This is a genomic window from Caballeronia udeis, assembly GCF_001544555.2.
Classification (GTDB): domain Bacteria; phylum Pseudomonadota; class Gammaproteobacteria; order Burkholderiales; family Burkholderiaceae; genus Caballeronia; species Caballeronia udeis.
In genome coordinates this window covers 108,229-133,711 of record NZ_FCOK02000010.1, presented here as the reverse complement: position 1 = coordinate 133,711, position 25,483 = coordinate 108,229, and the positions used below count along the sequence as shown (strand labels likewise).

Sequence of the window (25,483 nt, the reverse complement as noted above, 5' to 3'; positions counted from 1 at the left end):
CAAGCGCTCCCGGATCAGACGAGAGAGTAAGTCGCCGATTGCGCATCGCGAAGCATGGCGCTCTGCAGCGCTGCCGAATCTACCGGCAGGGCGGCCAGCCCGGGGAGTGCGTCTTGACCTGATGGAACGGCGCCTACCTGCTGCTTGATAAAGTCGACAAAGGCCCTCACTCGCTTGGGGACGTAGAGCCGCGATGTATAAAGCAACCACACCGAGTTATCGAAGTCGGTAGGGGTGGCGTCGTGATGAGGGAACATGTCGACCAGTCGACCCGATGCCAGGTCATCGCGCACCAGCCAGTCCGCCAGCAGCGTCGGGCCTAGTCCGTCCAACGCCGCACGGTGCAGCGCCAGCGAATTGGACACGACCAGCCAGCCATCCACGTTGACAGCCTCTATGGCGCCAGCCGAATCGCGAAACCGCCATTGCGTGCGATATCCGCGCAAGGAACACCGCAGGCAATCGCGCTCTGCCAGTTCGGCTGGCGTATGCGGGCTACCGTGTTGTTTCAGATACTCGGGGCTCGCGCACACGTGATACCGGATCTTTGCGAGCCGGGTGCCGATCAGCGATGTATCGCTATCCTGACGAAGACGTACAGCGACGTCGACGCGTTCGGCTAACAGGTCGACGATCGAGTCCGTCAGCAGCAGGTCGATTTCCAGCGCGGGGTAGGCCACCCGAAGCGCGGGCAGCAACTTCAGGATGACGGCGTGCCCGTAGGTGACCGATGTCGTCACCCGGACCACGCCCGCGGGACTGCCTGCCAGGTCGCGCGCCTCGTCGGCAGCCTGCTGCAGCTCTTGCAGTATCTTGCACGCGTTCTCGTGATAGACCTTGCCCGCTTCGGTGAGTACCAGCTGGCGCGTGGTCCGTTCCAGCAGCCTTAGCCCGAGGTCTTTTTCGAGTGAGGTGACGGCTCGCGTGGCCGCGGAAGGATCGATATCGAATTTTCGGGCCGCTGATGCAAAACTGCCCTGCTGAACGACTTCGACAAAGATCTTCAGGTGCTCGGTATCCATATCGATGGTCCCAGATGATCTCGAGAGAAAATAAACGCCCGACTTATAGCATGGGAATTGTGCGCCTCTTTGCCGACTGACTTGATAAGCGTTCGATTGCGTCCGGTGGCGCCTGCGCATCGGCCATTTACCCCGGCCATTTATTCGCCGGGTAAGCGAATCGAAAGTGCATGCCTTTGCGCAGCCCTGTAGAATCTTTTGACCAACAATGAGCCAGGGTTGCAATGAAACTGACTGACAACCACATTCAAGCGCACTCAATCCCTATCTCTATCTGTAACCAGCCGCCCTTTCGAATCCTCATCGCATGAACGACTCCACACGTTTGCCCGGTCATCGCTTCCTGCATTCACCGGGCCCCAGCCGCGTGCCCGATGAAGTCCTGCACGCAATGAGCCGTCAGCCGATGGACCTGGCTGACCCGCGCCTGGACCGCTGCATCGCCGCGTGTGAAGCGGGCCTGAAGCGCGTGCTGCAGACGGAGCAGGCCGACGTCTTCTTTTATGCCTCGAACGGGCATGGCGCGTGGGAGGCAGTCATCGCCAACGTGGTTGCTCCGGGTCAGGCCGTGCTGGTGGCCGGCACGGGTCACTTCTCGGAATCGTGGGCGGTGCAGACCGAGGCAATGGGCGGCCGTGTGATTCGTACCCCTTGGGTCCAGGGCCGTCCTATCGATCCGGCGGATGTGGAAACGGCACTGCGCGAGGATGTGAAACGCGAGATCGTCGCGGTCTTTATCGTTCACACGGACACCGCCAGCGGCATCACCAATGACCTGCCTGCCATGCGGGCGGCGATCGACCGGGCCGATCACCCGGCGCTGTTCGTGGTCGACGTGGTGGCATCGCTCGCAGCCGCGCCGTTCGCCATGGATGCAACGCGCGTCAACGTGGTCCTCGGCGCCAGCCAGAAGGCGTTGATGGTGCCGCCGGGACTCGCGTTCGTCGCGGTGGACGCCACGGCAATGGAAGTCTCGCGCCGCAATTCCACGCCGCGTTTCTACTGGGATTGGGAGCGGCGCAAAAGTCCGCTGTCGTACCGCAAGTTTTGCGGCACGCCGCCGCAAAGCCTGATCGCCGGATTGGAGGCGTCGCTGGGGCTCATCTTCCGCGAAGGCCTGGCCGAGGTGCTGGAACGCCATCGGCGCTTGGCGGAAGCGGTGCAAGCAGCGGTGCAATGCTGGAGCGAGGGCGGCGCGTTGCGCTTTTTCTGCGAGGTGCCGGCGGCGCGTTCGGTGTCGGTGACGACCATCGAGGTGAGCGAGGGTATCGATCCGGAAGCAATCCGCAGCGTTGCACGCGAGCGCTTCGAAGTTGCGATTGCCGGTGGCCTGGGACCACTCGCGGGTCGCGCATTCCGTATCGGGCATCTCGGCGACATCAACCCCGCGATGATCCTTGGATGCCTCGGGGGCGTCGAAGCCGCCATGACGGTGCAGGGTGTTCCGTTTGGCCGAGGCGGGGTTGAGCGCGCGATCGCACGGCTGGCGTTGGACTGAAGATCCGGGCGGGCGGGTCTTCTTCGGGTTAGTCGGGATACGGTTATCGCTGGTTATCGGCCCGCAGAAGATCACTGCTTCAGACTCGCGAGTACGCCTTAAAAAAGAATGAATCCAAGTGTGTTCTTCCGAACCGCCGAGAGCGCGCCGCGTTGCTATAAAACGAGGGCACACTCGGGGAGAACACCATGACAGAAGAACAAGCGCGCGGCATTCTTGCCGCGAAAACAGCTGCTCGCGAATATATGCTTCGACGGCTTGCCGAAGACAGGACCTGGGAGCTTCGGATCAGTCCCGTCATGACCGCGACCATTGTCCGTCATAGTTTTGACGGCCTTGCCGGACTAACCAATGCTCAATTGGCTCAGGCAGCCCAGGACGCGGGAATTTCAGATAGTGACCAGCAGGCCATGAGCATGACGACCGTACTCGCACAGTTGGTGCCGGCGGCATGACTTCAGTCGCAGGCACGAAGGCACGGTCTCTTGTTGATTCAACGAGCGTGTCTGAATGCTCCCTAATGCTCCTCAACGCGAGCACGATCCACCGGCCGCTGATCAAACCAGCTGCGATTCCGTCATTCGCCGCATGGCTTGCGGCGACTGCCCAAACGCACGCAGGAACGCGCGCCGCATCCGTTCACGATCGCCGAAACCACTTTCGCGTGCGACGACATCGACTGAATGCCGTCCCGTTTCCATCATCAGGCGAGCGGCTTCCACGCGCAGATTTTCTATGGCCCGGGCGGGCGACTGTCCCGTCTCGCCGGTGAAGATCCGGCTGAACTGGCGCGGGCTGAGGTGGGCAACTTCCGCCAGTTCTTCAACCGACAGCTTCGCCGTCAGGTTCGACTTTGCATAGGTCAGCGCGGTCTGCACCCGATCCGATTTCGCGTCGAGTTCGAGCAGCGCGGAGTACTGCGACTGGCCACCGGCGCGCCGATGATAGACCACCAGTTTTTTAGCCACGAGCCGCGCTATATCCGTGCCCAGATCCTTCTCGACGAGCGCCAGTGCAAGGTCGATCGCGGCACTCGCGCCGGCGGACGTCCAGATCGGTCCATCGACGATAAAAATCCGGTCCTCCTCCATCTTGACCTTTGGATACGCACGCTGAAGCGCCCGGGCGTAGAACCAGTGCGTGGTGGCGCGGCGACCGTCCAGCAGCCCCGCCTCGGCCAGCACAAACGCGCCTGTGCAGGTCGCGGCAATGCGTTGCGATGTCTTCAGCGCGTCGCGAAGATATGCAGCCACGCCGGCGGAGTGCGGCGTGCCCGTGTTGTCGCCGGTGACGATCAGCGTGTGGAATTCACTGCCCTTGAAACTGGCGGTCTCAATGCCGAAGCCTGACGAGGAGCGCACCGCGCCGCCGTGTTCCGACAACAACTGCACCGCGTATGCGGGTTGCGCGGCAGTTGCATTGGCAAATTCGAATACGGTCGAGACCGCCAGCCCGAGCACCTGAAAGTCGGGATAAACAATGATTCCGATCGTTCTCACATGGCCTCCTGCACGCCGGGAAAGGAGTTCCGGCCGATGTCCTAAAAAGTTGTATATATGTCATTGAGGACATGATCGCACACTTCTAGTATTCCGTTCACACACCGGCGCCTCTGCCGGAACACCTGAAAAACTGGAGAACGGAAATGAGCAATGTAGCGAACAAAGGCACGGCCGTCGTGACGGGCGCATCAAGCGGCATTGGCGCGGACTACGCGAAGCGGCTCGCCGAACGCGGTTATGACGTCATCCTCGTCGCACGCAATCGCGACCGCCTCAACGCACTCGCAAGCACGCTGACCACGTCAACCGGACGGAATTTCGAAGTGGTCGTCGCGGACCTCGGCACGCCGGAAGGCGTGAGAAAGGTCGAGGACGTGCTGCGCAACGATTCCAGCATCACGATGCTCGTGAACAATGCGGGCGTGGGCGCGACCGCGCCGCTCGTGGACTCGGACATCGACAAGATGGACGCGATGATCACGCTCAATGTTGTCGCGCTCACGCATTTGACGAAGGCGGTCGTACCCGGTTTTGTCGCGCGTGGCGGTGGAACGATCGTGAACATTTCGTCGATTGTCGCGGTATCGCCCGAGACGCTGAACGGCGTGTATGGCGGCAGCAAGGCGTATGTGCTCGCGTTCAGCCAGTCGCTGCACCATGAACTGGGAGCCAAGGGCGTGCGGGTCCAGGCCGTGTTGCCGGGCGCAACCAGCACGGAGTTCTGGGACGTTGCGGGCACGCCGGTGAGCTATCTGCCGGAAGGTATCGTGATGACGTCGCAGGACATGGTGGACGCAGCGCTCGCGGGCCTCGACCAAGGCGAGCTGGTCACGATTCCTTCCTTGCCGGAAGCGGCAGACTGGAATGCGTTCGAGGCAGCTCGCCAGGCGTTGGCGCCTAACCTTTCGCATCGGCTGCCGGCGGCGCGTTACGGCGTGACGCGCGGGACGCAGCACTAAGCGGGTGTAGTGAGCGGACCAATGCCGGCGCATTCCCTTCATCCGCGCTTAAAGGGAACGCGTTGGCATTGGGTTGAGTTGAAAAATCCTTAAGCGTATTTGTAAGCTTCGATTAGCGGGCTGATTACGACAGTTGCGTTTCACCAAGGCCTTTCCATAGCGGACCAGACGTCATTGCGCTAGCTCCCTAAGGCTGTCTAAACGCTCCTTGGCGTCCCCATCCTCCGAATAGCGTGCAGCAATGCGCTCATTTCCGGCCGTCACGCCGATAGCAACTATCGTAACCTTCGTGATGAGCGCTTCCTTCTTTTTGTCAGGCGTTTAAATCACGGCCCATCGATTCCATGCCGCGTGGAGCGAGGCGATCGCACCGTGACCAGAAACCGCTGACCCTGGCTTCGAATACCTATTCATGACATCTGTCCCCACGCACGCGCCTTCCATTGCGGACTGGCATCAGTCGGCAGCTTCGCTATGTCTGGCCGGGCAGTACGCGCAAGCGTTGTCGCTAGTCAAGCCGATGCTCGAACCGCATCCGGCCTTGACGGGAAGCGCGCTGGCGGAGGCCTTGAATCTTGCGGCGGTCTGCTCGCTAGGCCTGGGCCAACTGGACGACGCGCAAGCGTATTGGCGGCAGGCGATTGAGACCCGGCCCGATTTCGTCGATGCCTACAACAATCTCGGCATGCTGCTGAAGGGACTCGGGTGCCTGCCGGAGGCCGAGGCCATCTACCGGCAACTGCTGAGCATCCGCCCGGACCTCGCAGAGGCCAGCAACAACCTGGGCGCGGTGCTCTACGACCTTGGACGCCTGCATGACGCCGAGGCGGCCTACCGGTATGCGCTTGCGCTTCGCGCGAATTACACACAGGCCCACTACAACCTCGGCATCGTGCTCTATGACCTGCGTCGTCTGGACGAAGCGGAAAGCGCCTACAGGCAGGCGCTGCTGCTGTCTCCCGATTCAGGGGCTTACAACAACCTGGGCAACGTGCTGAAGGAGCTTGGCCGCCTGCCGGAAGCCGAGGCGGCGTACCGGCAGGCGCTGGTCCTCAAGCCTCAATACGCCGAGGCGCTGAACAATCTCGCGAACTTGCTCAAGGAGCTGGGGCGTCTCCCCGAAGCGGAGCTTGCTTGCCGGATGGCACTGTCTATCCGCCCTGATTACGCTGAAGCTCACCTTAACCTGGGTGCCTTGATGGGAGCGCTCGACCGCCTTCCCGAAGCCGAGGCGTCTTACCGGCAGGCGCTCGCTTTCCGCTCCGACTATGCGGAGGCTCACTACAACCTGGGCATCGTCCTGCACACGCTCTGCCGGTTGCCCGAGGCGGAGATTGCCTACCGGCAAGCGCTGCTGATCCGCCCGGATATTGTCGAAGCCCATAACAACCTGGGCAACGTGCTCTGGGCGCTACGTCGCTCGAGTGAGGCCGTTGCGTTTTACCGGCAGGCGCTGGCCCTTCGACCCGACCTTGCCGAGGGTCACCACAATCTTGGCAACGTCCTGAAGGAGCTTGGTTACCTGAGCGACGCCGAGGCCGCTTTCCGGCGGGCACTCGCGATCCGCGCCGACTATCACGACGCGAAAGTCAGCCTTGCAAGCTTGCTGCTCAGCATGGGCGAATTCGAAGAGGGATGGCAGTTTTACGATTCCCGTTATGACCAGCCACGATTTATTCATCATCGGACGCAGTCCTTGCTGCCTTGCCCCCGGTGGCGAGGTGAAGCGCTGGCGGGCAAGTCGCTGCTGGTCTGGCAAGAAGACGGCCTTGGCGACATGGTCCAGTTCGGCCGCTATTTCCCCCTGCTCAAGGCGCAGGGCGCGGTGCAGATCGGGTTTGCCTGCGCGCCTGCGCTGCATCGGCTATTCGCCGCTGTAGAGGGCGTCGATGCGGTCCTCGATCACGAGACCGCGCTGGCCCGGGCGCCCGCGTACGACTACTGGACGAGCCCGATGAGCGTGCCGCTGCATCTGCGCACGACCACGGATGCGATTCCCGGTGCGATCCGTCTGACGCCCGACCCCTTGCTCGTCGACTATTGGCGTACGCGGCTGGCGGCGCTTCCGTCCGGCCCGAAGATCGGGCTGGTCTGGAGAGGCAATCCAAAGCATCACAACGACGCCAACCGGTCGCTGCCGTCGCTGGCGACGCTTGCGCCTCTCTGGAACGTACCGGGTGTCAGCTTCGTGAGCCTGCAAAAGGGGCAGGGAGAAGAAGAGGGACAGTCGCCGCCTGCGGATCAACCGCTGCTGCACCTCGGCACAGACCTGAACGATTTCGCCGATACCGCTGCTGTTATCGGCGAGCTCGATCTGGTGATTTGCGTCGATACCTCCGCAGCACACATTGCCGCGTCGCTGGGCACGCCGTGCTGGGTCTTGCTGCCACGGGAAGACATTGACTGGCGCTGGATGCGCGAGCGTGAAGATTCACCGTGGTATCCACACACGCTGCGCCTGTTCCGGCAAACCGCCGATGAGAACTGGTCCACGGCTGTCGAGCGGGTGCGGCGTGCCTGCATTGCGGCATTCTCGAGCCGGAGTCATTCGCCGGCAGGATGACGCGGACACCTCCCGCTTCCGAAGCGGTTTCATAAAGAAAACCGTTCACTGTGGCAGAGGTTTTGCGATATTTGAGGGGGGATGTCGATTGCCGGTTGCCTCGCTCGTCGTTAGGGAAAGCAGCCGTCCTGGCCGCCGCTATCAGGCAATATGCCTTTCTCAACCCGAGGTGACCCGATGACGTTGAAACTCTACGCCCATCCTTTTTCGTCGTACTGCCAGAAGGTCCTGGTCGCGCTATACGAGAACCGGACCCCGTTCGAGTGGCGCGCGTTGTCGCATGAAAACCCGCAGGTGATGGAGGATCTGACGGCGCTCTGGCCCATGAGACGCTTTCCCGTGCTCGTGGATGCCGGCCGTACCGTCATCGAGGCGAGCATCATCATCGAGCACCTCGGGCTGTATCATCCGGGCCCTGTGCGGCTGCTGCCTGAAGATGCCCGCAGCGCAATGGAAGTGCGCTTCATGGATCGTTTCTTCGACAACTACATCTCGACCCCGCAGCAGAAGATCGTGGGCGACAGCTTGCGGCCGCAAACGGAACGGGACCCGCGAGGTGTTGCCGACGCACGTGCGATGCTGGACACCGCCTACGGCTGGCTCGATAACGTCATGGCCGACCGCGAATGGGCCGCGGGCGATCACTTCAGCCTGGCCGACTGCGGCGCTGCGCCGTTCCTGTTTTATGCAGACTGGACGCATCGCATTGACGCGTCGTTCCCGCACGTGATTGCGTACCGGCAACGACTGCTGGCGCGTCCGTCATTCGCGCGAGCGGTGGACGAAGCGCGTCCGTACCGGCCATTTTTTCCGTTGGGAGCACCAGATCGCGATTGAATCCGGCGAGCCGAGGGCTGCCTCGGCAGCCTGTCAGTTCCAGCGGGATAGGGCAAACCCGATGTGCCGCATCCATTCCCTTCGTCCCCTTTAGTTTTCCCTTCAACCGGACGTTATACCGGAGGACGTCACGCGGAATTCGCGGACCCGGCATGTCGAGACGCCGCCGGGGAATTCCACGCAAATTAAAACACCGGGGGACAAGGGATGACGGCTTTCGGATTCGGGCAACGCGGGCGCACGCTGACTGCGGTCGCGAAGATCGCCGAGCATGCGGGCAAGCTGGGCATCGAGATCTGCGATGTGTCGGGACATGTCGAGGAAGTGGCGGCCCGCGCGACGCGCCAGACGGATGTGTGCCACGCTTTGCAGCACTCCGCGATGTCGACCATGGAAGGCAACCAGCGGATTGCCGCGGCGGCGCGTCAGATGCGTGTTGTCGCGGACCAGGCAGCGTCCGATGTCAGCCAGTCCCAGGAGACCGTCAGGGTGTCGCTCGCGGAGATTCATAACCTGGTGGACAGCGTCTCGGTGATGGCGGCCGAGATCGAGACCTTGCGGGAGTCATTGAGCGATGTCAGCAAGATTTCCGAAGAAATTTCGGTCATCGCACGCCAGACCAATCTGCTGGCCTTGAATGCCGCGATAGAAGCGGCCCGCGCGGGAGAGTCCGGCAAGAGCTTTGCCGTGGTCGCCGCCGAAGTCAAGGCGCTGTCCGCCAAGACCGCCCAGGCCACGTCGGAGATCGGGACGACACTCACCCGGTTGTCGGGTCAGGCTGACCTGCTGATGGCCGAAGGTTCCGCCAGCGCAGTGCGCGCGCAGCGAGTCAAGGAGGGCACGCATGCGATCGGCGAGGTTGTGTCGGCGACGGGGAAAGCGATCACCGAGCTGAGCGTCGAAGCCGAACAGATCGCTTTGCAAACCGAAACGATCGACCAGCAATGCAGTGGGCTCGCATCACAGGTGTCCGAGATGGTCACGGGAGTCGAGCAGTCAAGCGGCAGTTTCACGAAGGCACGGGACCAGTTGAGCAAGCTGCTTGGCGTGTCCGAAACCCTGATCGAGTTGACGGCGGAAGCGGGGATCGACACACCTGATACGCCGTTCATAGAGGCGGTCATGACGGCCGCGCAAAAGATCGGCCGGGCATTCGAGCATGCCATATCGCGCGGCGAGATCTCGGCAGCCGATCTTTTCGATCATGCCTATCACCCGATTGCCGGCACCAATCCCGAGCAATTTACTACCCGCTATATCCAGCTTGCCGACCGCATCCTGCCGGAAATTCAGGAGCCCTTGCTGGCGCTGGACAAACGCGTGGTGTTCTGTGCCGCCGTCGACACCAAAGGCTACTTGCCCACGCACAACAAGAAGTTCTCGCAATCGCAAGGGCCCGATCCTGTCTGGAACGCCGCCCATTCGCGTAACCGGCGCATCTTCAACGACCGGACCGGTCTGGCTTCAGGGTCACATACCAAGCCGTTTTTGCTGCAGACGTATCGGCGTGACATGGGCGCCGGGAAATATGCGCTGATGAAAGACGTGTCCGCGCCAATCATGGTCGAAGGCCGCCATTGGGGCGGATTGCGACTTGCTTATTGCGTCTGACTGGTAACGGATTGATCGGCGCGCATTGCTCTTCGAGGCGTTCGGCAACCTGCTCACCTGTACAAAGCGCTGCGCGAAAGTGCGCTATCAACTCACCGGAATGTATAAACCCGATGGCGCTCGCCGGTCTGGCAAGACCGCGCGAGAATCGTATCCATATGCTTAGCCATGCGAATAAAGCGTAGAGTTCAGATAGTCAAGCTGACCATCCTGCTCGGCATGCACCAGCTCCTGATAAACCTGCGCCCGGGTTTTCGGTGCGACGGCCTGTCCATACGGCGGAACCCATTGGCCGGCGCTCTGGACGGTAGTCTGGGCAGGCTGCGTCGACGGCGCGGTTTGTGCTGCGAATGCGGAACCGGTGGCCAACAATCCTGCAAAGGCGAGGGTGATCATCGAGATCTTCATGGTGTTCTCCTGGGACGAGGTTTAGCGAAGGGTCAGCGAATTACCGGACTTGCGACGGACAGTCGTTGTTGTCCGGTTCATGCAGGTTAATGACTGGCCGCTATCCGGAGGACGGCGCATTCATGAAGGTTTATTTAGAACCGGTTTTATGGGTCATCGAACAGTAATGGCGTATTGAATGATTGGATGACAGACGTTTAATCGCTCAAGGAACGGCGCTGCAGATGCCTCTCGGCAATCAGTCAATCGTTCAAGCGTTTCTTCTGAGATCGCGGACGGTCAACAAGTTGTTTTCCAGCAGGGTCTGGCAATGTCTGTTGATGTTGCAGAGGAATTGCGAAGGATGTTTGCAGGCAGGTCGCTGACGAGAAGCTCCCCATCAGCTTCGGGAGCATCTATCGCGTGCTCCAGCAGGTTGTTGAAGCAAAAGTCCTGCACCCGGGTCCACGGACATTCCAGGGGAACAATAAGGCGTTCAACGCCTCTGCTTGATCGGCAGGGATCTTCGTCGGTTACCGCAGCGGTTAAGCGTCGCAAAATCCAGGCACACGCAGGTCCTTGCAACGAGTAGGTTCGGGCAGCGTGATCAACTTTACGACGGCGTACGCCTGAATGTTGTCACTAATGCGGCATGCGTCGCGCCTGCAGCGACCCTAAACGCTGATAGCCGCCGCCGCCTTTGCAACCGCTTTTCCCCACTCGTCAAGGCGCTTGGGTTCGTAGCGGGATTCCGGCATGGAGATGCAGATGCTACCGACCGGAGCGCCGTCCGAATCGATGATCGCGGCGCCGATGGCGCACACCGCGCGTCGATACTGCGACAGGTTGATGGAATATCCGCGCTGCCGGATGCGTTCCAGTTCGAGTCTTATCTCGGCGGGATCGCACGGGGTGGTCTCGCTGAATTTCGGCAGGTCGCGGCCCAGGATCTCGTCCACCTCGGCCTCGCTCATGTACGCGAGCACGGCGAGGCCGGTGGCGGTCGCGTGGAACGGGCTGAGGTCGCCGATAGGACTGAAAGTGCGTACCGTCTGCGTGCAATCGGCGCGATCGATCAGCACCATCGACTTCGTGCTGTCGGGAATCGACAGGTGAACGGTCTCGTTGGTCAACTCGCGTAGCTCGCGCATCGGCTCGCGTGCCGCGGCATACAGTGCGCCACCGCGAAGCGCGGCAGGCCGCACGCCGAGGATCCGCGCGCCCACTTCCCAGCGCGTCAGGTCGCCCCCGGTCTGACGCAGCCAGCCGGCTTCCAGAAAGGTCAGCAACACGCGCTGGACGCTGGATTTCGGCATGTCCAGCAAACGCGCCAGCACGCCCACGCTGACCGGCTGGTTTTGCGATACCGCTTCCAGTATCTCCAGGCTCTTCAACAAACTCTTCATGCACTCCTCCCGTGATTCGAGGCCGCAGGGAAACACGCACCCGTCGCGGCGCACGCTTCGTCCGCTTGCACAGCAAAAAAGCGCGTGTTACTTTGCACCCATCAAATATGGAATGACGTGCCGCATTATGGCACGATATTAAAAATCTCGGAATCCCGAAAACAATCTTTGCAATGACATTTCCTCTTCATGTGCCCGCGCAGGTAGTTGCCGCTAACGGCGCCCAAATCCCCCGGATCGGACTGGGCACGTGGCAATCCACTCACGATGAAGGCGTCCGTGCCGTGCGCGCAGCCCTTGACGCCGGATACCGGCATATCGACACCGCTGCCCGCTACGAAAACGAGCAGGCGGTCGGTCAGGCGCTCGCCGTGTGCGGCGTGCCGCGCGACGAGGTGTTTGTCACCACGAAGGTCTGGCATACCGAGTTGCGCGCGGCCGACTTCCGGCGCGCGGCAGAAGCGAGCGTCGCGCGGCTGGGACTCGATCACGTCGACCTGCTGCTCGTGCACTGGCCGAACCCCGGCGTGCCGCTGGAAGAAACGATCGGCGCGCTCAACGACGCGCAACGCCGCGGCCTGACGCGTCATATCGGCGTATCGAATTTTCCGGTGGCGCTGCTCGATCGTGCCGTGGCGCTCTCGCCGTTGCCCTTGGTCGCGAACCAGTGTGAATACCACCCGTATCTCGATCAGGCCAAGCTGCTCGCTGCCTGTTCGCGGCATGGCATGGCCCTGATCTCGCACTCGCCGCTTGGCAGCGGCAAGCTGCTTGCAGACCCGGTGATCGCGGACATGGCGCGACAGCACGGCAAGCAACCCGCGCAGATCATCTTGCGCTGGCTGATCCAGCAGCCCGGGGTCGCGGCGGTGCCGAAGTCATCGAATCCGGTGCGTATAGGGGAGAACCTCGCGGTATTCGATTTCGAACTCGATGCCGCGTCGATGGCGCGCATCGGCGCGCTCGCCCGCGCCGACGGCCGCGTGAGCAAGCCGGCGTGGCATCCGGAGTGGGACACCCCCGACGCCTTGCATAACCCCTTACTTAACCCCTTACCCGCAGCGCAGCCATGAACCCGATCGATACCATCATGAACCCGGCATCTGTCTCGCTGAGCGATGCGATCCTTGCGACCGACCGGCGCCACTTCATGCATCCCGGGACGCATGCGTCGGACCATGCTTCCGGCGAACTGGAAGGGCGCCTGATGAGGCGGGCGTCGGGCATTCGCATAGAGGATCACGCGGGCCGTTCCTACATTGATGCATTCGCCGGGCTGTATTGCGTGAACATTGGTTACGGACGCGAAGAGATGGCCGGGGCGATGGCGGCCCAGAGCCGCAAGCTGTCGTTCTATCACACGTATGCAGGCTTCTCGAACGACCCGGCCGTCGAGCTGTCGCAACGTCTGATAGAGGACTGGTCACCGCCCGGAATGAAGAAGGTGTTCTATGGCATGTCCGGCTCGGATGCCAACGAGACACAGATCAAGCTGGTCTGGTATTACAACAATGTGCTCGGGCGGCCGCGCAAGAAGAAGATCATCGCGAGACACCGCAGCTATCACGGTTCGGGTATTGCAACCGGCAGCCTCACGGGGCAAGCGAAGTTCCACGCGGCATTCGATCTGCCCATGCCGCAGGTGTTGCATACGGCGTGTCCTGACTTCTATCGCGACGCACGTAGCGGTGAGAGCGAAAGCGCGTTCGTGGCGCGTTGTGTCGAGCAGCTTGAACGCCTGATAGCAACCGAAGGGGCGGACACGATCGCCGCATTCTTCGGCGAACCGGTCATGGGCTCGGGCGGCATCCTGCCGCCGCCGGCCGGCTACTGGCCGGCCATCCAGGCCGTGCTGAAGCGGCACGACATCCTGTTCGTCGCCGACGAAGTCGTCTGCGGTTTCGGGCGTCTTGGTTCGCGCAACGGTTCGGCGCATTACGGCATTGAACCGGATCTGGTTTCGGTCGCGAAGGGACTCACAAGCGGGTACCTGCCGTTGTCTGCCGTGATTGTCGGCGAGCGGGTATGGGACGTGATCGAACGCGGCTCGCGTGAGCAGGGTGCAATGAGTCACGGCTGGACTTACTCGGGCCATCCGGTGTGCGCCGCCGTAGCGCTGACGAACCTGGACATCCTTGAACGCGAGCAACTGACGCGTAATGCTGCTGACGTCGGCGCGTATTTGCAAGCGAGCCTGCACGCGGCATTCGACGATCACCCGCTCGTTGGCAATGTACGAGGCGAGGGGATGCTGGCCGCGATCGAATTGATGGCCGACAAGACCGAACGCACACCGTTTTCGCCCGCGCTCAAGGTCAGCAGCCGGGTCGCACAGGCGGCGCTTGCGCGTGGCCTGATCGTTCGTCCGCTTGGTATTAACGACATCATCGGATTTGCGCCGCCGCTGGTCGCCACGCGAGCGGATATCGATGAAATTGTTGGTCTTACGCGGCAGGCGCTGCATGCGGCGAGCGAGGATTCTGCCGTGCCTGGCTGATGCATCTTTAACGCACTGAAGCGACAGGGTTTCAGTGTGTCGTAGTCCTGTTATTCACCGCCGCCGCTCCTGGCGAGGGCGGTGTTTCCGATTGTCTGCCGCATAAGGCACAGATTACTCACCCCATTTTCGTGACCGCTTGCACGCGATAAATGTGCGTGATACTTTGCATCTCAACAAGTTTATGGAACACCGTGCCACAATGTGGCACGGGAAGTCCAGACCCATCAGGGACCTCACCGTGTCGACGCGCAGCCAAGTGTTTTCCTCCGACTTCACCGATACCCCGTACTGGTGGAAAGACTGGCATCCGCACGACGACCTGATATCCGAGGTGCCGCGTGAGGTCGACGTGGCGATTGTCGGCGCGGGTTATGCGGGGTTGTCGTGCGCGCTCGAATTCGCGAAGCATGGCCTGAGCGTGGCTGTGCTCGAAGCCGACGTGCCCGGCATTGGCGCGAGCACGCTCAGCGGCGGGCAGGTGTCGGGAGGCGTAAACGTGGGCAAGGCGCCCTCGGGCAAGAAGCTGGACACCGCCGTATCCGAACAACGCCAGCAGGCGCTCCTGCGCGAAGCTGCCGCTTCCTACGGCGTGTTCGAAAGCATCCTCAGGGACAACGCAATCGAATGCGCTTATTTGAAGGCCGGCCGCATCAATGCGATGTGGACCGATGCGCATCTGGCCGCGTGGAAGAAGCGCATCGTGAACCTGAATGCGTACGCGTCGGCGGGCGCCAGGATCCTCTCTCGCGACGAACTGCGAAGCGAACTGGCGAGCGGCATTTACGCGGGCGGCGTGTTGCTCGAGCGCGCGGGACAAGTGCACCCGTCGATGATGTTCGCCGGACTGCTCGCCGCCGCGCGCGGTGCGGGCGCCACGGTGTGCAGCAAGGCTCCGGTCAAGAGCGTGACGCGCTCCGGAGCGGGGTATCGCGTCGAGACCGCGCGGGGGACGCTCGCGAGCCGGCACGTGGTGATCTGCACCAACGGTTATACAGGCGAATCGATGCCGGACCTGAAACGCCGCGTGGTGCCGGTCGTGTCGCATCAGATCGCGACCGAAGAGTTGCCCGCCGACCTGCAGGCTTCGCTGATACCGAAGCGTCGCGGTATCTCGGAGACGCGCCGCGTCGTCAATTACTACCGCTATTCACCCGACGGCAAGCGCTTCCTCTTCGGTGGCCGCGCACGCTTTTATCACCTCGACCGGCGCCAGTCGGGCGCTATCCTGCACGCGCAAATGGTCGAGCGTTTTCCGCAGATGGCCGACGTCAAGGTGTCCTATAGCTGGGGCGGCACGGTGGCGCTCACGCTCGACTTCCTGCCGCACCTGGGCCGCACCGCCGACGGTATCCACTACGCGCTCGGCTGCAATGGCAGCGGCGTGGTGATGATGACTTACCTCGGCTACAAGATCGCGCGCCTGATCCTTGAAGGGCAAGCACCCGAGAGCAGCGCCTATGGCACGCCGATGCTCACGCACCCGCTGTATCGCGGCAAGCCGTGGTTCATGCCGGCGCTTGGGAGCTATTACCAGATCCGCGACGTCATCGACAAACTCAGGCAGCACGCCTGAGCGGCGCGCTCTCAACCGGGACCTTCCATGATGGCAACAGCAACCAGATCACCGGCGCCCGGCAGCGGCGAGCGTTCGGAGCGTTTGCTTCCTGATGGCGTCAGCAAGCGTTTTGGCGCGGTGACCGCGCTCGAGACGATGACGCTGGATTGAACGGCGGAACAAGCAGATCGGCCGCTGAAAGGCCTCGCGAAGCGACGCCGCCGAAACAGCGGGCGCGTCCGGACGCTTCATCATTTTCGACAGGCAAGGACAAGGCAATGGGTTTGAGAATCGGAGTGGATATTGGCGGTTCGTTTACCGACTTCGCAGTGCTCGACGAAGCGACGCGGACCATACGAACCTTGAAGGTGTTTTCGCGTCCGGACAGTCCGGGGAGTGAAGTGCTTGCCGGAATGGAAGGCCTGCGGGAACGTTATGGTATTGAGCCACGTGAGGTGGTTTATTTCACGCATGGTACGACCGTCGGCGTGAACGCGGTCGTGCAACGCAAGGGGTTGAAACTCGGTCTTGTCACCACGCGCAACTTCGAGGACGTGCTGGACATCGCGCGACTGAAGATTCCCGACATGTACCACCTGATGTCGAGCCGTCCCGCGCCCCTCATTCCACGCGACCGGGTGTTCGGCGTGGCGGGCCGGCTGACGGCGGAGGGTGACGAGGAAACACCGGTCGATGAGACCAGCGTGCTCGACGCGGTGCGCGGCATGCAGGCGGCCGGTTGCGAGGGCGTGGTGGTGTCACTGCTGCATTCGTATCGCAATCCGTCGCACGAGCAGCAGGTGAAGGCGATTATCCAGCAGGAAATGCCGGGTATGTTTGTCTCATGCTCGCATGAAGTCTGGCCGATCATCCGTGAATATGAACGCACCGTCACGGCGACCATTGGCGGCTACGTGCAACCGCGCGTGTCGAATTACCTCGCGAAGTTGCAGGCGGCGCTGGCGGAAAGCGGGATTGGAGCGGACCTCAAGGTCACCAAGTCGAACGGCGGTGTGATGAGCGCCGAGAACGGCAAGCAGAACTGCGTGCAGATGATCCTGTCCGGCACCGCGTCCGGCGTGATCGGCGCGGCGTATCTCGCGAAGCTCTGCAAGGTGAAGGACTGCATGAGTCTCGACATCGGCGGGACGACAGCGGATATTGCGTTGATCGTGGACGGCAAGCCGCAGTACGCGACGGGCGAATATATCGGCGAATTCCAGATCCATATTCCGTCGGTCTCCGTCTCGTCGATCGGTGACGGAGGCGGCTCGATCGCCTGGGTCGACGAGTTTGGCGTGCTCAAGGTCGGACCGGAAAGCGCCGGGTCGAATCCCGGCCCGGTTTGCTATGGCCGCGGAGGAACCCGACCGACCATCACTGACGCATTTGCCGCGATCGGGGTGCTCGGCAGCGCAGCGCTCGGCTATAACGCGGTGAAGGTGGATGTCGATGCGTCGCTGCGTGCAATTGAACCGCTGGCGCGGCGCCTGGGACTCGACGTCTACAAGACAGCGGCGGCGATCATCGAGGTATCGATCTCCGGCATGTATGCAGGCGTGAGCCGCTTGAGCTCGCGCTTCGGTATCGACCCGCGTACCTTCTCGCTGATGCCATTCGGCGGCGCGGGGCCCATGCTCGGCTGTTTCCTCGCCCGCGCGCTGAATGTGCGCAACCTGCTGGTCCCGACTACGCCCGGTGTGTTGAGCGCGCTCGGCGGCTTGATCGCGGACACCAAGAACGACTTCGTTCGCACGACGTATTATCCGCTCGACCGCGCATCCCTCGAACGGCTTGGTCACGACCTCGCGCTGCTGGAAGCCGATGCACGCGCCTGGGTGATCCGCGAGACCGGCACGGACGCAACGGCTGAACTCGTTGTCTCGGCGGACATGCGTTATCGCGGCCAGTCGTTCGAGATCGATACGCCGCTTACCGCCGATGCAATTGTCAACGGTGACATCGAAGGGATCGCGCAGGCGTTTCATCGCGAGCACGAACGCCTCTTTGGTCATAGCGATGAAAAGTCCGCCATTCAAGTGGTCGCGCTCAGGCTCGTCATCACGGCGCCCACGCCCAAGCCCGAGTTGCCAGGGATTGCGGCGGGCGAAGGCACCCCAAAGGCCGAGTCCGAGATCGATGCTTACCTCGATGGCGTGTGGCGCCGCGTCCCGCTCTACCGGCGTACGGCGCTGCTTGCCGGGCATCGGTTCCCGGGTCCCGCGATCGTTGCGCAGGACGACACCACCACTTGCGTGCTGCCGGGTTTCAACGCCCGTGTGGACGAGTACGGCAATCTCTTTCTCGAAGCTGTTTGAATAGCTGACTTTGGAAACGCAACATGACATTCGATAAATCCGTCCTCCAGATTTTCGCGAACTACTGCGTCGCGGCTGCGGAAAGCATGGCCTATACGCTCGTGCGTACTGCGCATTCCGCTTTCGTGAAGGAAACGGAAGACTTCTCCTGCACGCTGATGAACACCCGCGGCCTCACTTTCGCTTCGCCGAAGACACTGGGCGCCACGTGGTATCCGGGTCTCGACTTCGGCGCGGTGATCGACATGATCGATCATTACGAACCGGGCGATATCTGCATGACCAACGACGCGTACAGCGGCTACGTGGCGACCCACACGCCCGACGTGATGATGTGGAAGCCGGTGTTTTTCAACGGCGAGATTGTCTGCTACGTCGGTGGACATATTCATAACACCGACATGGGCGGGGCGGTGCCGGCTTCCCTGTCGCGCACGCTGACCGAGATCTACCAGGAAGGCATCCGTTTCGCGCCGACCAAGATTGTTCGTGCGGGCGTGCTGGACGAGGTCCTGCTCGAACACATGGCCATCAACGTGCGCGCACCCGAGCAGAATCGCGGCGACCTGAAGGCGCAGATCGCGATGCTGATGACCGGCGAGCGCCGGGTGCTGGAGATCATCGAACGTTTTGGAATCGAGCAGTTTCGCGCCGGGATGGAGGCGCTGCTCGAGTACTCGGAAGAGCAGGCGCGCACGATTGTCAGGAGCATGCCGGACGGCGAATATTTCTTCGCCGAATACGCCGATGAGGATTCGGTCAATGGCAAACCCCTGCGTGTTGCGTTGACGCTGACCGTCAAGGACGGTTCGCTCGTCTTCGATTTCACCGGCAGCGATCCACAACTGAATTCGTCGCTGAATATGCCCACGGGCGGCAAGGAGCGGCACGTGCTTGCGCTCGTCGGGCTGAACTACATCCTGTACTCGCTCAATCCCGATCTGCTGCTCAACGCCGGGATGCTCAAGGTGGCGCGCTGCATCCTGCCTGAAGGCACGATCATGAATTGCGTTCCGCCGGCGGCGGTCGGGATGCGCAGCCTGACCGCGAAGGTCGCGCAGTACGTGACCTTCGGGGCGTTCTCCATGGTGTGCCCGGAACATTTGCCGGCGTGTCCGGCTGGCGGCATGTCGATTCTCAACGTCAAGACCGTGGACCGCCGGGGTCGCGCGGCGATCGCTTCCATCGGTCCGGTGGGCGGCGGCGCGGGCGGCATGATCTCGGGCGACGGGTCGGATGCGTCGGGCGCAAACGTGGCGTTCCTGCGCAATACGCCGGTGGAGATCAACGAAGCCGAAGTGCCAATCCGGATCACCAGGTATGGCGTCGTGCCCGGCAGCGCGGGTGCGGGCAAGTACCGCGGCGGGCTGGGAACCGTGATGGAGTTCAGGGTGTTTTCGCCGGGCACGCTGGTGACCGCGCGCAATCGCGACCGCTCACGCTTCGCGTCCTGGGGCGTGCTTGGCGGCAAGGCGGGCGCCGTCTCGCGCTTTACCCGCAATCCGGGCCGCGAGGACGAGGAGGACCTGGGCGTGACGGACCTCGTGATGTGCGGTCCCGGCGATGTCATCCGCCTCGAAGGCTGCGGCGGTGGCGGCTACGGCCATCCTCACGAACGTGACGCTCAGAAAGTGGCCGAGGACGTGCGGCGCGGTTACCTGCGAGTCGATCAGGCCCGCGAGCTTTATGGCGTGGTGCTGGTCGACGGGGCGATCGACACAGCGAAGACGGCTCAACTGCGCGAAGAGGCGAAGCGGATAACGGACCAGACGGTCACCGCTCATTTCGACTATGGCGCGGAGCGCAGCGCGTATGAGGCGAAGTGGACACGGGAGCGTTATGACGTATTGACCGGCATCCTGGCTCGCGCACCGGTGGTATGGCGTCATTTCCTCAAGCACAAGATCTTCGATGCACTCGACGCGAGGGAGGCGGCCGGCACGATGACGGCCGGCGCTGGAATTATCGACGAACTCCATGCCGGCGTGCTGCGGCGATATCCGCAATTGCTTGACGTGGAGCAGGCCGCCGTTGCCTGACACATGAGGGAAAACGAGCACGTTTTCATCACCGGGTTGGCGGCCATGCAAAGCACCGCGTTAGCGATGCGATAACAAGCGATTTATGCTGTTTCGCGGTTTTTGTCGGTGTTTCACGCGGATTCTGCAAGCATACGATGCTGCTGAAGAGACGCGATAAACCTTGTCCCCATCGCCTCCCGAGCGTTTTTTTCAGATCCCTTACCCGTCCGGAGTCATTCAAGTGAAAGATGATACAAAAAGCGGTGGCGTAAGCCGCCGCGACATGATGCGCGTGTTGGCCGGCACCGGCATGATGGCAGTCACCGGTGGCGGCCTGCTGTCTGTATCGGCGTCTGCGCGGGCCGCCGATACCCCGAAGAAGGGCGGCAGCATCCGGGTGGCGTACGACGCAGGTTCGGTCTCCGACACGCTCGACCCCGCCCTGGGTTCGACGGGTAGCGACTATATCCGTTTCTTCATGTTCTACAGCGGCCTGACCCAGCTCGACGAGAGCCTGACGCCGCGCATGAATATAGCGGAGTCCGTATCAAGTACCGACGCGAAGACGTGGATCATCAAGCTTCGCCAGGGCGTGACTTTCCACGACGGCAAGCCGCTGGCTCCAGCCGACGTGGTCTATTCGCTGATGCGTCACAAGAATCCGCAGACGGCGTCGAAGGTGAAGACACTCGCCGATCAGTTTGCCGATATCAAGGCGAGCGGCCCGAACGAAGTGACCATGGTGCTCGACGTGCCGAACGCCGACTTGCCGGTGATTCTTGCTACGCCGCAACTTGTGATCGTCAAGGACGGTACGACCAGCTTCGGCTCGGGGATCGGGACCGGGCCCTACAAACTCAAGAGTTTCAAGCCGGGTGTCAGCACGGTCGGTGTGCGCAACGACAACTACTGGAAGACCGGACAACCGTACCTCGACCAGATCGAACTGGTGGGCATCAGCGACAACGCCGCCCGAGTGAATGCACTGCTCGCGGGCGACGTGCACCTGATCAATTCCGTCGATCCGCGCTCGACACAGCGGATTGCATCGACCCCGGGTTATGCGGTCAAGGAAACCAAATCCGGTCTTTACACCGACCTGATCATGCGTCGCGACAACACGCTCACGGGCAACCCCGACTTCGTGATGGGCATGAAGAACCTGTTCGATCGTGAGCAGATCCGCACGGCCGTGTTCCGGGGCTTTGCAGTGGTCGGCAACGACCAGCCGATCCCGCCCGGGCACCGCTACTTCAACGCTTCGTTGCCGCAGCGCAAGTTCGATCTCGACAAGGCCAAGTTCTACATGCAGAAAGCGGGTGCGGTCGGCCCCGCCTTGCCGCCGATCTACGCCACGACCGACGCGAACGGTTCCGTCGAAATGGCCGAGCTGATGCAGCAGACGGCGGCGAAGATCGGGGTCAACCTGACCGTCAACCGGGTTCCCGCCGACGGCTATTGGTCGAATCACTGGATGAAACATCCGCTTGGTTTCGGCAGCATCAATCCACGCCCTAGCGCAGACGTATTGTTCACGCAGTTCTTCAAGTCCGACGCGCCCTGGAACGAGTCGGGCTGGAAGGACCCCCGCTTCGACCAGTTGCTGTTGAGCGCGCGCGCTGAAACCGACGAAGCCAAGCGTAAGGCGATGTACGGCGAAATGCAGGTGCTGGTGGCGGATCAGGGTGGCATCGGCATTCCGTCGTTCATCAGCTTGCTCGACGCCAACGACAAGCGGTTGAAGGGGTTGGGCTCGATCCCGACCGGTGCGATGATGGGCTTCTCGTTCGCCGAACATGTATGGTGGGCTGCCTGACGAACCGCGCCACATTCAACTGAAAAATCAATGAAGCTTGATTCGTATTGGCTGGATACGGCGCCCGTATTCAGCGAAGGTGTGCAGGGTCCCGTGGAAGGCCGCGCCGATGTGGTGGTGATTGGTGGCGGCTTCACGGGTTTGTCGGCTGCGCTCGAACTCGCTACGCGCGGTGTGTCGGTCACCGTGCTGGAAGCAGGGCGCATAGCAAGCGAGGCGTCCGGGCGTAACGGCGGCCAGTGCAACACCGGTGTCGCGCAGGACTTCGCTTCGCTGGCCGCGAAAGTCGGACTGGAGCAGGCCCGGAGTTTCTATCGCGCGTATGAAAGTGCGGTGGCGAGCGTGGAGTCGATCGTCTCCCGTCATCAGATCGATTGCGACCTGGTCCGCACGGGGAAGCTCAAGCTCGCGGCCAAGCCCGGGCATTTCGAAAAACTGGCGCGTACCTACGAGGTGTTGCGTCGCGAAGTGGATCCCGAAGTCGAGTTGATTCCGCCGGACCGCATGCGCAGCGAGATCGGCTCGGATGGTTTTCATGGCGGGCTGCTGCAGCGCAATGGCGTGCAGATGCACATGGGCAAGTTCGGGGTCGGGCTGGCACAGGCTGCCACGCGTCACGGCGCGCGTATCTTCGAAGGCGCGGCGGTGACGCAACTGAAACGCCTCGACGGCGAGCGCTACGAGCTCACGTCGGCGCGCGGTGTCATCAGGGCGGACCGGGTGCTGGTGGCAACGGGGGCATCGCGCGTGGGGCCGTTGCAGTGGTTCCAGCGGCGCATGGCGCCGGTGGGCAGTTTTATCGTGGTGACGGAACCGCTGTCCACGCAGCAACTCGACGCGTTTTTCCCTCACCGGCGCAGCTATGTGACGTCGCTCAACATCGGCAATTATTTTCGGGTGACACCCGATAACCGGCTGCTGTGGGGCGGCCGCGCGCGCTTCGCAATGTCCAATCCCCGTTCCGATGAAAAGAGCGGCAACGTGCTGCGTAAGGGACTCGCGAAGTACTTTCCGGAGCTGGCCAACACGAGGATCGACTACTGCTGGGGCGGTCTCATCGACATCACCGTGGACCGGCTTCCCCGTGCGGGACAGCATGAAGGACTCTACTATTCGATGGGTTACAGCGGCCACGGCGTGCAGATGTCGACGCATATGGGGCGCATGATGGCCGACATGATGTCGGGTTCCGAACAAGCCAACCCGTGGCGTTCGCTACCCTGGCCGGCTGTGCCCGGACATGCCGGCCGTGCGTGGACGCTGCCGTTGGTCGGCGCGTATTACCGGTTGCAGGATATTTTGTTCTGACCCGAGGCGGGGCCATCTTGTGAATTTGACTCACGTCGCGGCGCGGGCGGAGTGCATTGGTTGTCGTCCGGGCAAGGACCACGAAGACCTGCACCACCGCAAATAAAAATGCCGTAAAGCCGCAAGCGACTTGCATATATATGCCGTAAAACATGAAATATTTACGGCATTTTTTCTTGTTATCAACCGTCGAGGAATCCTACACTTCTGGCAAATGATGAGACCGGGGGTGTCATGTCGAAGCAACACACAGCAACGAAGAATCACACGCGTATCAGCTATGTTCATCGTGGTGTGGGCAGCGTAGTGCTGAGGCGCTTTGACCCGGCGTGCGATTCGTTCGAAGAGTTGACCCAGATGCTGCACCGGTCATTCGCGCGGCTGGGCGCGATGGGACTCAACTGCACGTGCGTTGACCAGTCCGCGCTGGTTACCCGTGCGCGTGCCACGCGCGGCGACTGTTATGTCGCGGTATGCAACTGCCGGCTGGTTGGAACCATGACGCTGTACACGCAAGATAGCGAGTCGTTATGCGGGCTTTATCAGCGGGATGATATTGCGAGCGTTCGCCAGTTCGGTGTTGAGCCTGCCTACCAGAGCAGGGGGATCGGAAAGTCGTTATTGGCCTATGCGGATCACTGGGCCGCCATTCGCGGTTACGCGGAGCTCGCGCTGGACACACCACAGCCCGCTACCCATCTGATTGAGTTCTACCGGGGCCAGGGTTTCCGGATCAACGACTTCATCAGGTTCGCAGGCAAGCAGTACGACAGCGCGATCCTGAGCAAAACACCCATCGCTTTCCGCCATCTTGCCACCTGGTCGCGCCGTCTTGAACTGCCGCAAGCAAGCGTTGCTCGTGCGGCATGACAGACAGGCCGCACTCATGCCTCAAGTGCGGCCTGTATCAAAGTTCCATGAAACCCCGGTGAAACCTGAAATTCAGACCTTTACGACCGAGGCCTGGTAGATCTCATCGACAGACGTTGCCAGCGTTGTGTCGAACTCGCTGTCGCTCATCGACTTCTTGAGCTCGTTGATCAGCGCCCGGGAGAAGCTCGCGATCATGCCGTGATTCTTCGTCAGGCGATTGCATGCGTCGGTGCGTGAATAGCCGCCGGAGAGCGCCACCACGCGTACGACGGCCGGGTGCTCGATCAGCGGACGATAGAGATCCGCCACGTCCGGGATGGTCAGCTTGATCATGACCTTGCTGCCTTCGGGCAGTGCGTCGAGACCCTTGAGCAGCTCAGCCAGCAGGATGGTTTCCGCTGCCGCCTTGTCCGGAATGTTGATGGACACCTCGGGTTCCAGAATGGGCACGAGGCCGTGCGCCTGGATCTGCGCCGCGACTTCGAATTGCTGTTTGGCGATGGCCGCGATTCCTTCCTCGGACGCATGGTCAACGACCGAGCGCATCTTCGTACCGAATACGCCCAGCTTGACGGCACGCTCGAGCAACGCGTCCAGCCCGGGGATCGGTTTCATCAGACGCACGCCGTTCGCTTCCGCCTCGAGTCCCTTGTCCACTTTCAGGAACGGAACCACGCCGCGGTCTTCCCACAGGAAGGCCGGGACGGACTTCCCTTCCGCCTCTCCGTCCATGGTGGCTTCGAAGAGAATGGCGCCGATAACCTTGTCACCAGTGAAGGCGGGTGCGGTCATGATGCGTACCCGCATCTCGTGCATCAGCTTGAACATCTCGGCGTCGCCGTTGTAGTCGCTTTCCGGAATTCCATAGGCCCGCAGGGCGCCAGGGGTGGATCCGCCACTCTGGTCGAGGGCCGCGATAAACCCCGGTTTGTTGCTCATTTGCGCCAGCATCTTGTCATTAGCCACGTACGTTTCTCCCTCTTAACTATCAAACACCGGACCCGGTTTCTCTGGTCTGGACCATTGCTTTCGATTCAATAAGTGTACTGGATTGGCGGATGGGCTTCGAAAACAAACCAATGGTGGCCGTCTGTTTTACCGCACTGTGCCGGGCGAGCGACTGCCGGACACAACCGCCGACCCGGCGAGAGGCCGCTTTTCCCGGCTTCGATCCTCGCATAAGCGTCTGAATTTCCAGAAGTTCGCTTGGGGTCCATGCGCGCCGCCTTTAGAGCTGCAAGTTTATTTTGAATTGCGGTTTTAAAGCGATTTTTAAAAACGAACTAACGCGCGTCACAATCCAGTGC

At 61.7% G+C, this 25,483-nt stretch carries 20 protein-coding genes; 15 read left to right on the top strand and 5 right to left on the bottom strand.

Annotated features, from left to right (window positions below; all coding sequences use genetic code 11):
- Nucleotides 1-14: 14 nt before the first annotated feature.
- Nucleotides 15-1,022 (bottom strand): LysR family transcriptional regulator, encoded by a 1,008-nt coding sequence (locus AWB69_RS10255; protein ID WP_063977780.1) that lies wholly within the window; start codon nt 1,020-1,022, stop codon nt 15-17.
- A gap of 307 nt (nt 1,023-1,329) precedes the next feature.
- Here AWB69_RS10255 and AWB69_RS10250 point away from each other — a divergent pair, with 307 nt between their 5' ends.
- On the top strand, nt 1,330-2,520 hold the full coding sequence (locus tag AWB69_RS10250) for a pyridoxal-phosphate-dependent aminotransferase family protein (RefSeq protein ID WP_063977779.1): 1,191 nt from the start codon (nt 1,330-1,332) through the stop codon (nt 2,518-2,520).
- 188 nt (nt 2,521-2,708) lie between these two features.
- Nucleotides 2,709-2,975, top strand: a complete 267-nt coding sequence (locus AWB69_RS10245; RefSeq protein WP_062084783.1) for a hypothetical protein — start codon at nt 2,709-2,711, stop codon at nt 2,973-2,975.
- 102 nt (nt 2,976-3,077) lie between these two features.
- On the opposite strand, the gene AWB69_RS10240 is transcribed toward AWB69_RS10245, so the two are convergent.
- Entirely contained in the window at nt 3,078-4,019 is a 942-nt protein-coding gene (locus AWB69_RS10240; protein WP_062084782.1) for a GlxA family transcriptional regulator, read from the bottom strand.
- A 146-nt stretch (nt 4,020-4,165) separates the two neighbouring features.
- On the opposite strand from AWB69_RS10240, the gene AWB69_RS10235 reads away from it, so the two are divergent.
- The 4 genes from AWB69_RS10235 (at nt 4,166) to AWB69_RS10220 (ending at nt 9,992) form a co-directional block, all read left to right on the top strand.
- Nucleotides 4,166-4,981, top strand: a complete 816-nt coding sequence (locus AWB69_RS10235; protein ID WP_062084781.1) for an SDR family NAD(P)-dependent oxidoreductase — start codon at nt 4,166-4,168, stop codon at nt 4,979-4,981.
- 412 nt (nt 4,982-5,393) lie between these two features.
- Nucleotides 5,394-7,544 carry a tetratricopeptide repeat protein gene (locus AWB69_RS10230; protein ID WP_062084780.1) on the top strand — a complete coding sequence of 717 codons (2,151 nt, stop codon included), beginning with the start codon at nt 5,394-5,396 and terminating at the stop codon, nt 7,542-7,544.
- Between the two features lie 177 nt (nt 7,545-7,721).
- Nucleotides 7,722-8,381 (top strand): glutathione S-transferase family protein, encoded by a 660-nt coding sequence (locus tag AWB69_RS10225; protein ID WP_062084779.1) that lies wholly within the window; start codon nt 7,722-7,724, stop codon nt 8,379-8,381.
- Between the two features lie 207 nt (nt 8,382-8,588).
- Nucleotides 8,589-9,992: a methyl-accepting chemotaxis protein gene (locus AWB69_RS10220; protein ID WP_062084778.1), complete on the top strand. Its 1,404-nt coding sequence runs from the start codon at nt 8,589-8,591 to the stop codon at nt 9,990-9,992.
- 162 nt (nt 9,993-10,154) lie between these two features.
- Here AWB69_RS10220 and AWB69_RS10215 read toward each other — a convergent pair whose 3' ends face one another.
- Nucleotides 10,155-10,400 (bottom strand): DUF4148 domain-containing protein, encoded by a 246-nt coding sequence (locus AWB69_RS10215; RefSeq protein ID WP_062084777.1) that lies wholly within the window; start codon nt 10,398-10,400, stop codon nt 10,155-10,157.
- A 653-nt stretch (nt 10,401-11,053) separates the two neighbouring features.
- On the bottom strand, nt 11,054-11,785 hold the full coding sequence (locus AWB69_RS10210; protein WP_062084776.1) for an IclR family transcriptional regulator: 732 nt from the start codon (nt 11,783-11,785) through the stop codon (nt 11,054-11,056).
- A 173-nt stretch (nt 11,786-11,958) separates the two neighbouring features.
- Between AWB69_RS10210 and AWB69_RS10205 the strand changes: the two genes are divergently transcribed.
- The 9 genes from AWB69_RS10205 (at nt 11,959) to AWB69_RS10170 (ending at nt 24,173) form a co-directional block, all read left to right on the top strand.
- Nucleotides 11,959-12,858 (top strand): aldo/keto reductase, encoded by a 900-nt coding sequence (locus AWB69_RS10205; RefSeq protein ID WP_062084775.1) that lies wholly within the window; start codon nt 11,959-11,961, stop codon nt 12,856-12,858.
- Nucleotides 12,855-14,282, top strand: a complete 1,428-nt coding sequence (locus AWB69_RS10200) for an aminotransferase (RefSeq protein WP_156528798.1) — start codon at nt 12,855-12,857, stop codon at nt 14,280-14,282. The genes AWB69_RS10205 and AWB69_RS10200 overlap by 4 nt, the downstream gene beginning before the upstream one ends.
- Nucleotides 14,283-14,523: 241 nt before the next feature.
- Nucleotides 14,524-15,858, top strand: a complete 1,335-nt coding sequence (locus tag AWB69_RS10195; protein WP_062084816.1) for an NAD(P)/FAD-dependent oxidoreductase — start codon at nt 14,524-14,526, stop codon at nt 15,856-15,858.
- 27 nt (nt 15,859-15,885) lie between these two features.
- The gene (locus AWB69_RS50305; RefSeq protein ID WP_269447476.1) at nt 15,886-16,011 is read left to right on the top strand and encodes a hypothetical protein; all 126 of its coding nucleotides are present in this window, start codon (nt 15,886-15,888) and stop codon (nt 16,009-16,011) included.
- A gap of 107 nt (nt 16,012-16,118) precedes the next feature.
- Nucleotides 16,119-18,158 carry a hydantoinase/oxoprolinase family protein gene (locus AWB69_RS10190; RefSeq protein ID WP_062084774.1) on the top strand — a complete coding sequence of 680 codons (2,040 nt, stop codon included), beginning with the start codon at nt 16,119-16,121 and terminating at the stop codon, nt 18,156-18,158.
- 23 nt (nt 18,159-18,181) lie between these two features.
- On the top strand, nt 18,182-20,197 hold the full coding sequence (locus AWB69_RS10185; protein ID WP_062084773.1) for a hydantoinase B/oxoprolinase family protein: 2,016 nt from the start codon (nt 18,182-18,184) through the stop codon (nt 20,195-20,197).
- A gap of 265 nt (nt 20,198-20,462) precedes the next feature.
- Entirely contained in the window at nt 20,463-21,995 is a 1,533-nt protein-coding gene (locus tag AWB69_RS10180) for an ABC transporter substrate-binding protein (RefSeq protein ID WP_062084815.1), read from the top strand.
- Nucleotides 21,996-22,025: 30 nt separating this feature from the next.
- Nucleotides 22,026-23,303, top strand: coding sequence for an NAD(P)/FAD-dependent oxidoreductase (locus AWB69_RS10175; protein WP_062084772.1), 1,278 nt, complete (start codon nt 22,026-22,028; stop codon nt 23,301-23,303).
- Nucleotides 23,304-23,537: 234 nt separating this feature from the next.
- On the top strand, nt 23,538-24,173 hold the full coding sequence (locus tag AWB69_RS10170) for a GNAT family N-acetyltransferase (protein ID WP_062084771.1): 636 nt from the start codon (nt 23,538-23,540) through the stop codon (nt 24,171-24,173).
- Nucleotides 24,174-24,245: 72 nt separating this feature from the next.
- Here AWB69_RS10170 and AWB69_RS10165 read toward each other — a convergent pair whose 3' ends face one another.
- Nucleotides 24,246-25,142: a fructose bisphosphate aldolase gene (locus AWB69_RS10165; RefSeq protein ID WP_062084770.1), complete on the bottom strand. Its 897-nt coding sequence runs from the start codon at nt 25,140-25,142 to the stop codon at nt 24,246-24,248.
- Nucleotides 25,143-25,483 lie beyond the last annotated feature (341 nt).

Coding starts and splice junctions, on each gene's coding strand:
- AWB69_RS10205 (WP_062084775.1), top strand. CDS start 11,959: ATGACATTTCCTCTTCATGTGCCCGCGCAGGTAGTTGCCGCTAACGGC.
- AWB69_RS10235 (WP_062084781.1), top strand. CDS start 4,166: ATGAGCAATGTAGCGAACAAAGGCACGGCCGTCGTGACGGGCGCATCA.
- AWB69_RS10215 (WP_062084777.1), bottom strand. CDS start 10,400: ATGAAGATCTCGATGATCACCCTCGCCTTTGCAGGATTGTTGGCCACC.
- AWB69_RS10175 (WP_062084772.1), top strand. CDS start 22,026: ATGAAGCTTGATTCGTATTGGCTGGATACGGCGCCCGTATTCAGCGAA.
- AWB69_RS10230 (WP_062084780.1), top strand. CDS start 5,394: ATGACATCTGTCCCCACGCACGCGCCTTCCATTGCGGACTGGCATCAG.
- AWB69_RS10190 (WP_062084774.1), top strand. CDS start 16,119: ATGGGTTTGAGAATCGGAGTGGATATTGGCGGTTCGTTTACCGACTTC.
- AWB69_RS50305 (WP_269447476.1), top strand. CDS start 15,886: ATGATGGCAACAGCAACCAGATCACCGGCGCCCGGCAGCGGCGAGCGT.
- AWB69_RS10210 (WP_062084776.1), bottom strand. CDS start 11,785: ATGAAGAGTTTGTTGAAGAGCCTGGAGATACTGGAAGCGGTATCGCAA.
- AWB69_RS10225 (WP_062084779.1), top strand. CDS start 7,722: ATGACGTTGAAACTCTACGCCCATCCTTTTTCGTCGTACTGCCAGAAG.
- AWB69_RS10170 (WP_062084771.1), top strand. CDS start 23,538: ATGTCGAAGCAACACACAGCAACGAAGAATCACACGCGTATCAGCTAT.
- AWB69_RS10255 (WP_063977780.1), bottom strand. CDS start 1,022: ATGGATACCGAGCACCTGAAGATCTTTGTCGAAGTCGTTCAGCAGGGC.
- AWB69_RS10200 (WP_156528798.1), top strand. CDS start 12,855: ATGAACCCGATCGATACCATCATGAACCCGGCATCTGTCTCGCTGAGC.
- AWB69_RS10245 (WP_062084783.1), top strand. CDS start 2,709: ATGACAGAAGAACAAGCGCGCGGCATTCTTGCCGCGAAAACAGCTGCT.
- AWB69_RS10185 (WP_062084773.1), top strand. CDS start 18,182: ATGACATTCGATAAATCCGTCCTCCAGATTTTCGCGAACTACTGCGTC.
- AWB69_RS10220 (WP_062084778.1), top strand. CDS start 8,589: ATGACGGCTTTCGGATTCGGGCAACGCGGGCGCACGCTGACTGCGGTC.
- AWB69_RS10180 (WP_062084815.1), top strand. CDS start 20,463: ATGATGCGCGTGTTGGCCGGCACCGGCATGATGGCAGTCACCGGTGGC.
- AWB69_RS10250 (WP_063977779.1), top strand. CDS start 1,330: ATGAACGACTCCACACGTTTGCCCGGTCATCGCTTCCTGCATTCACCG.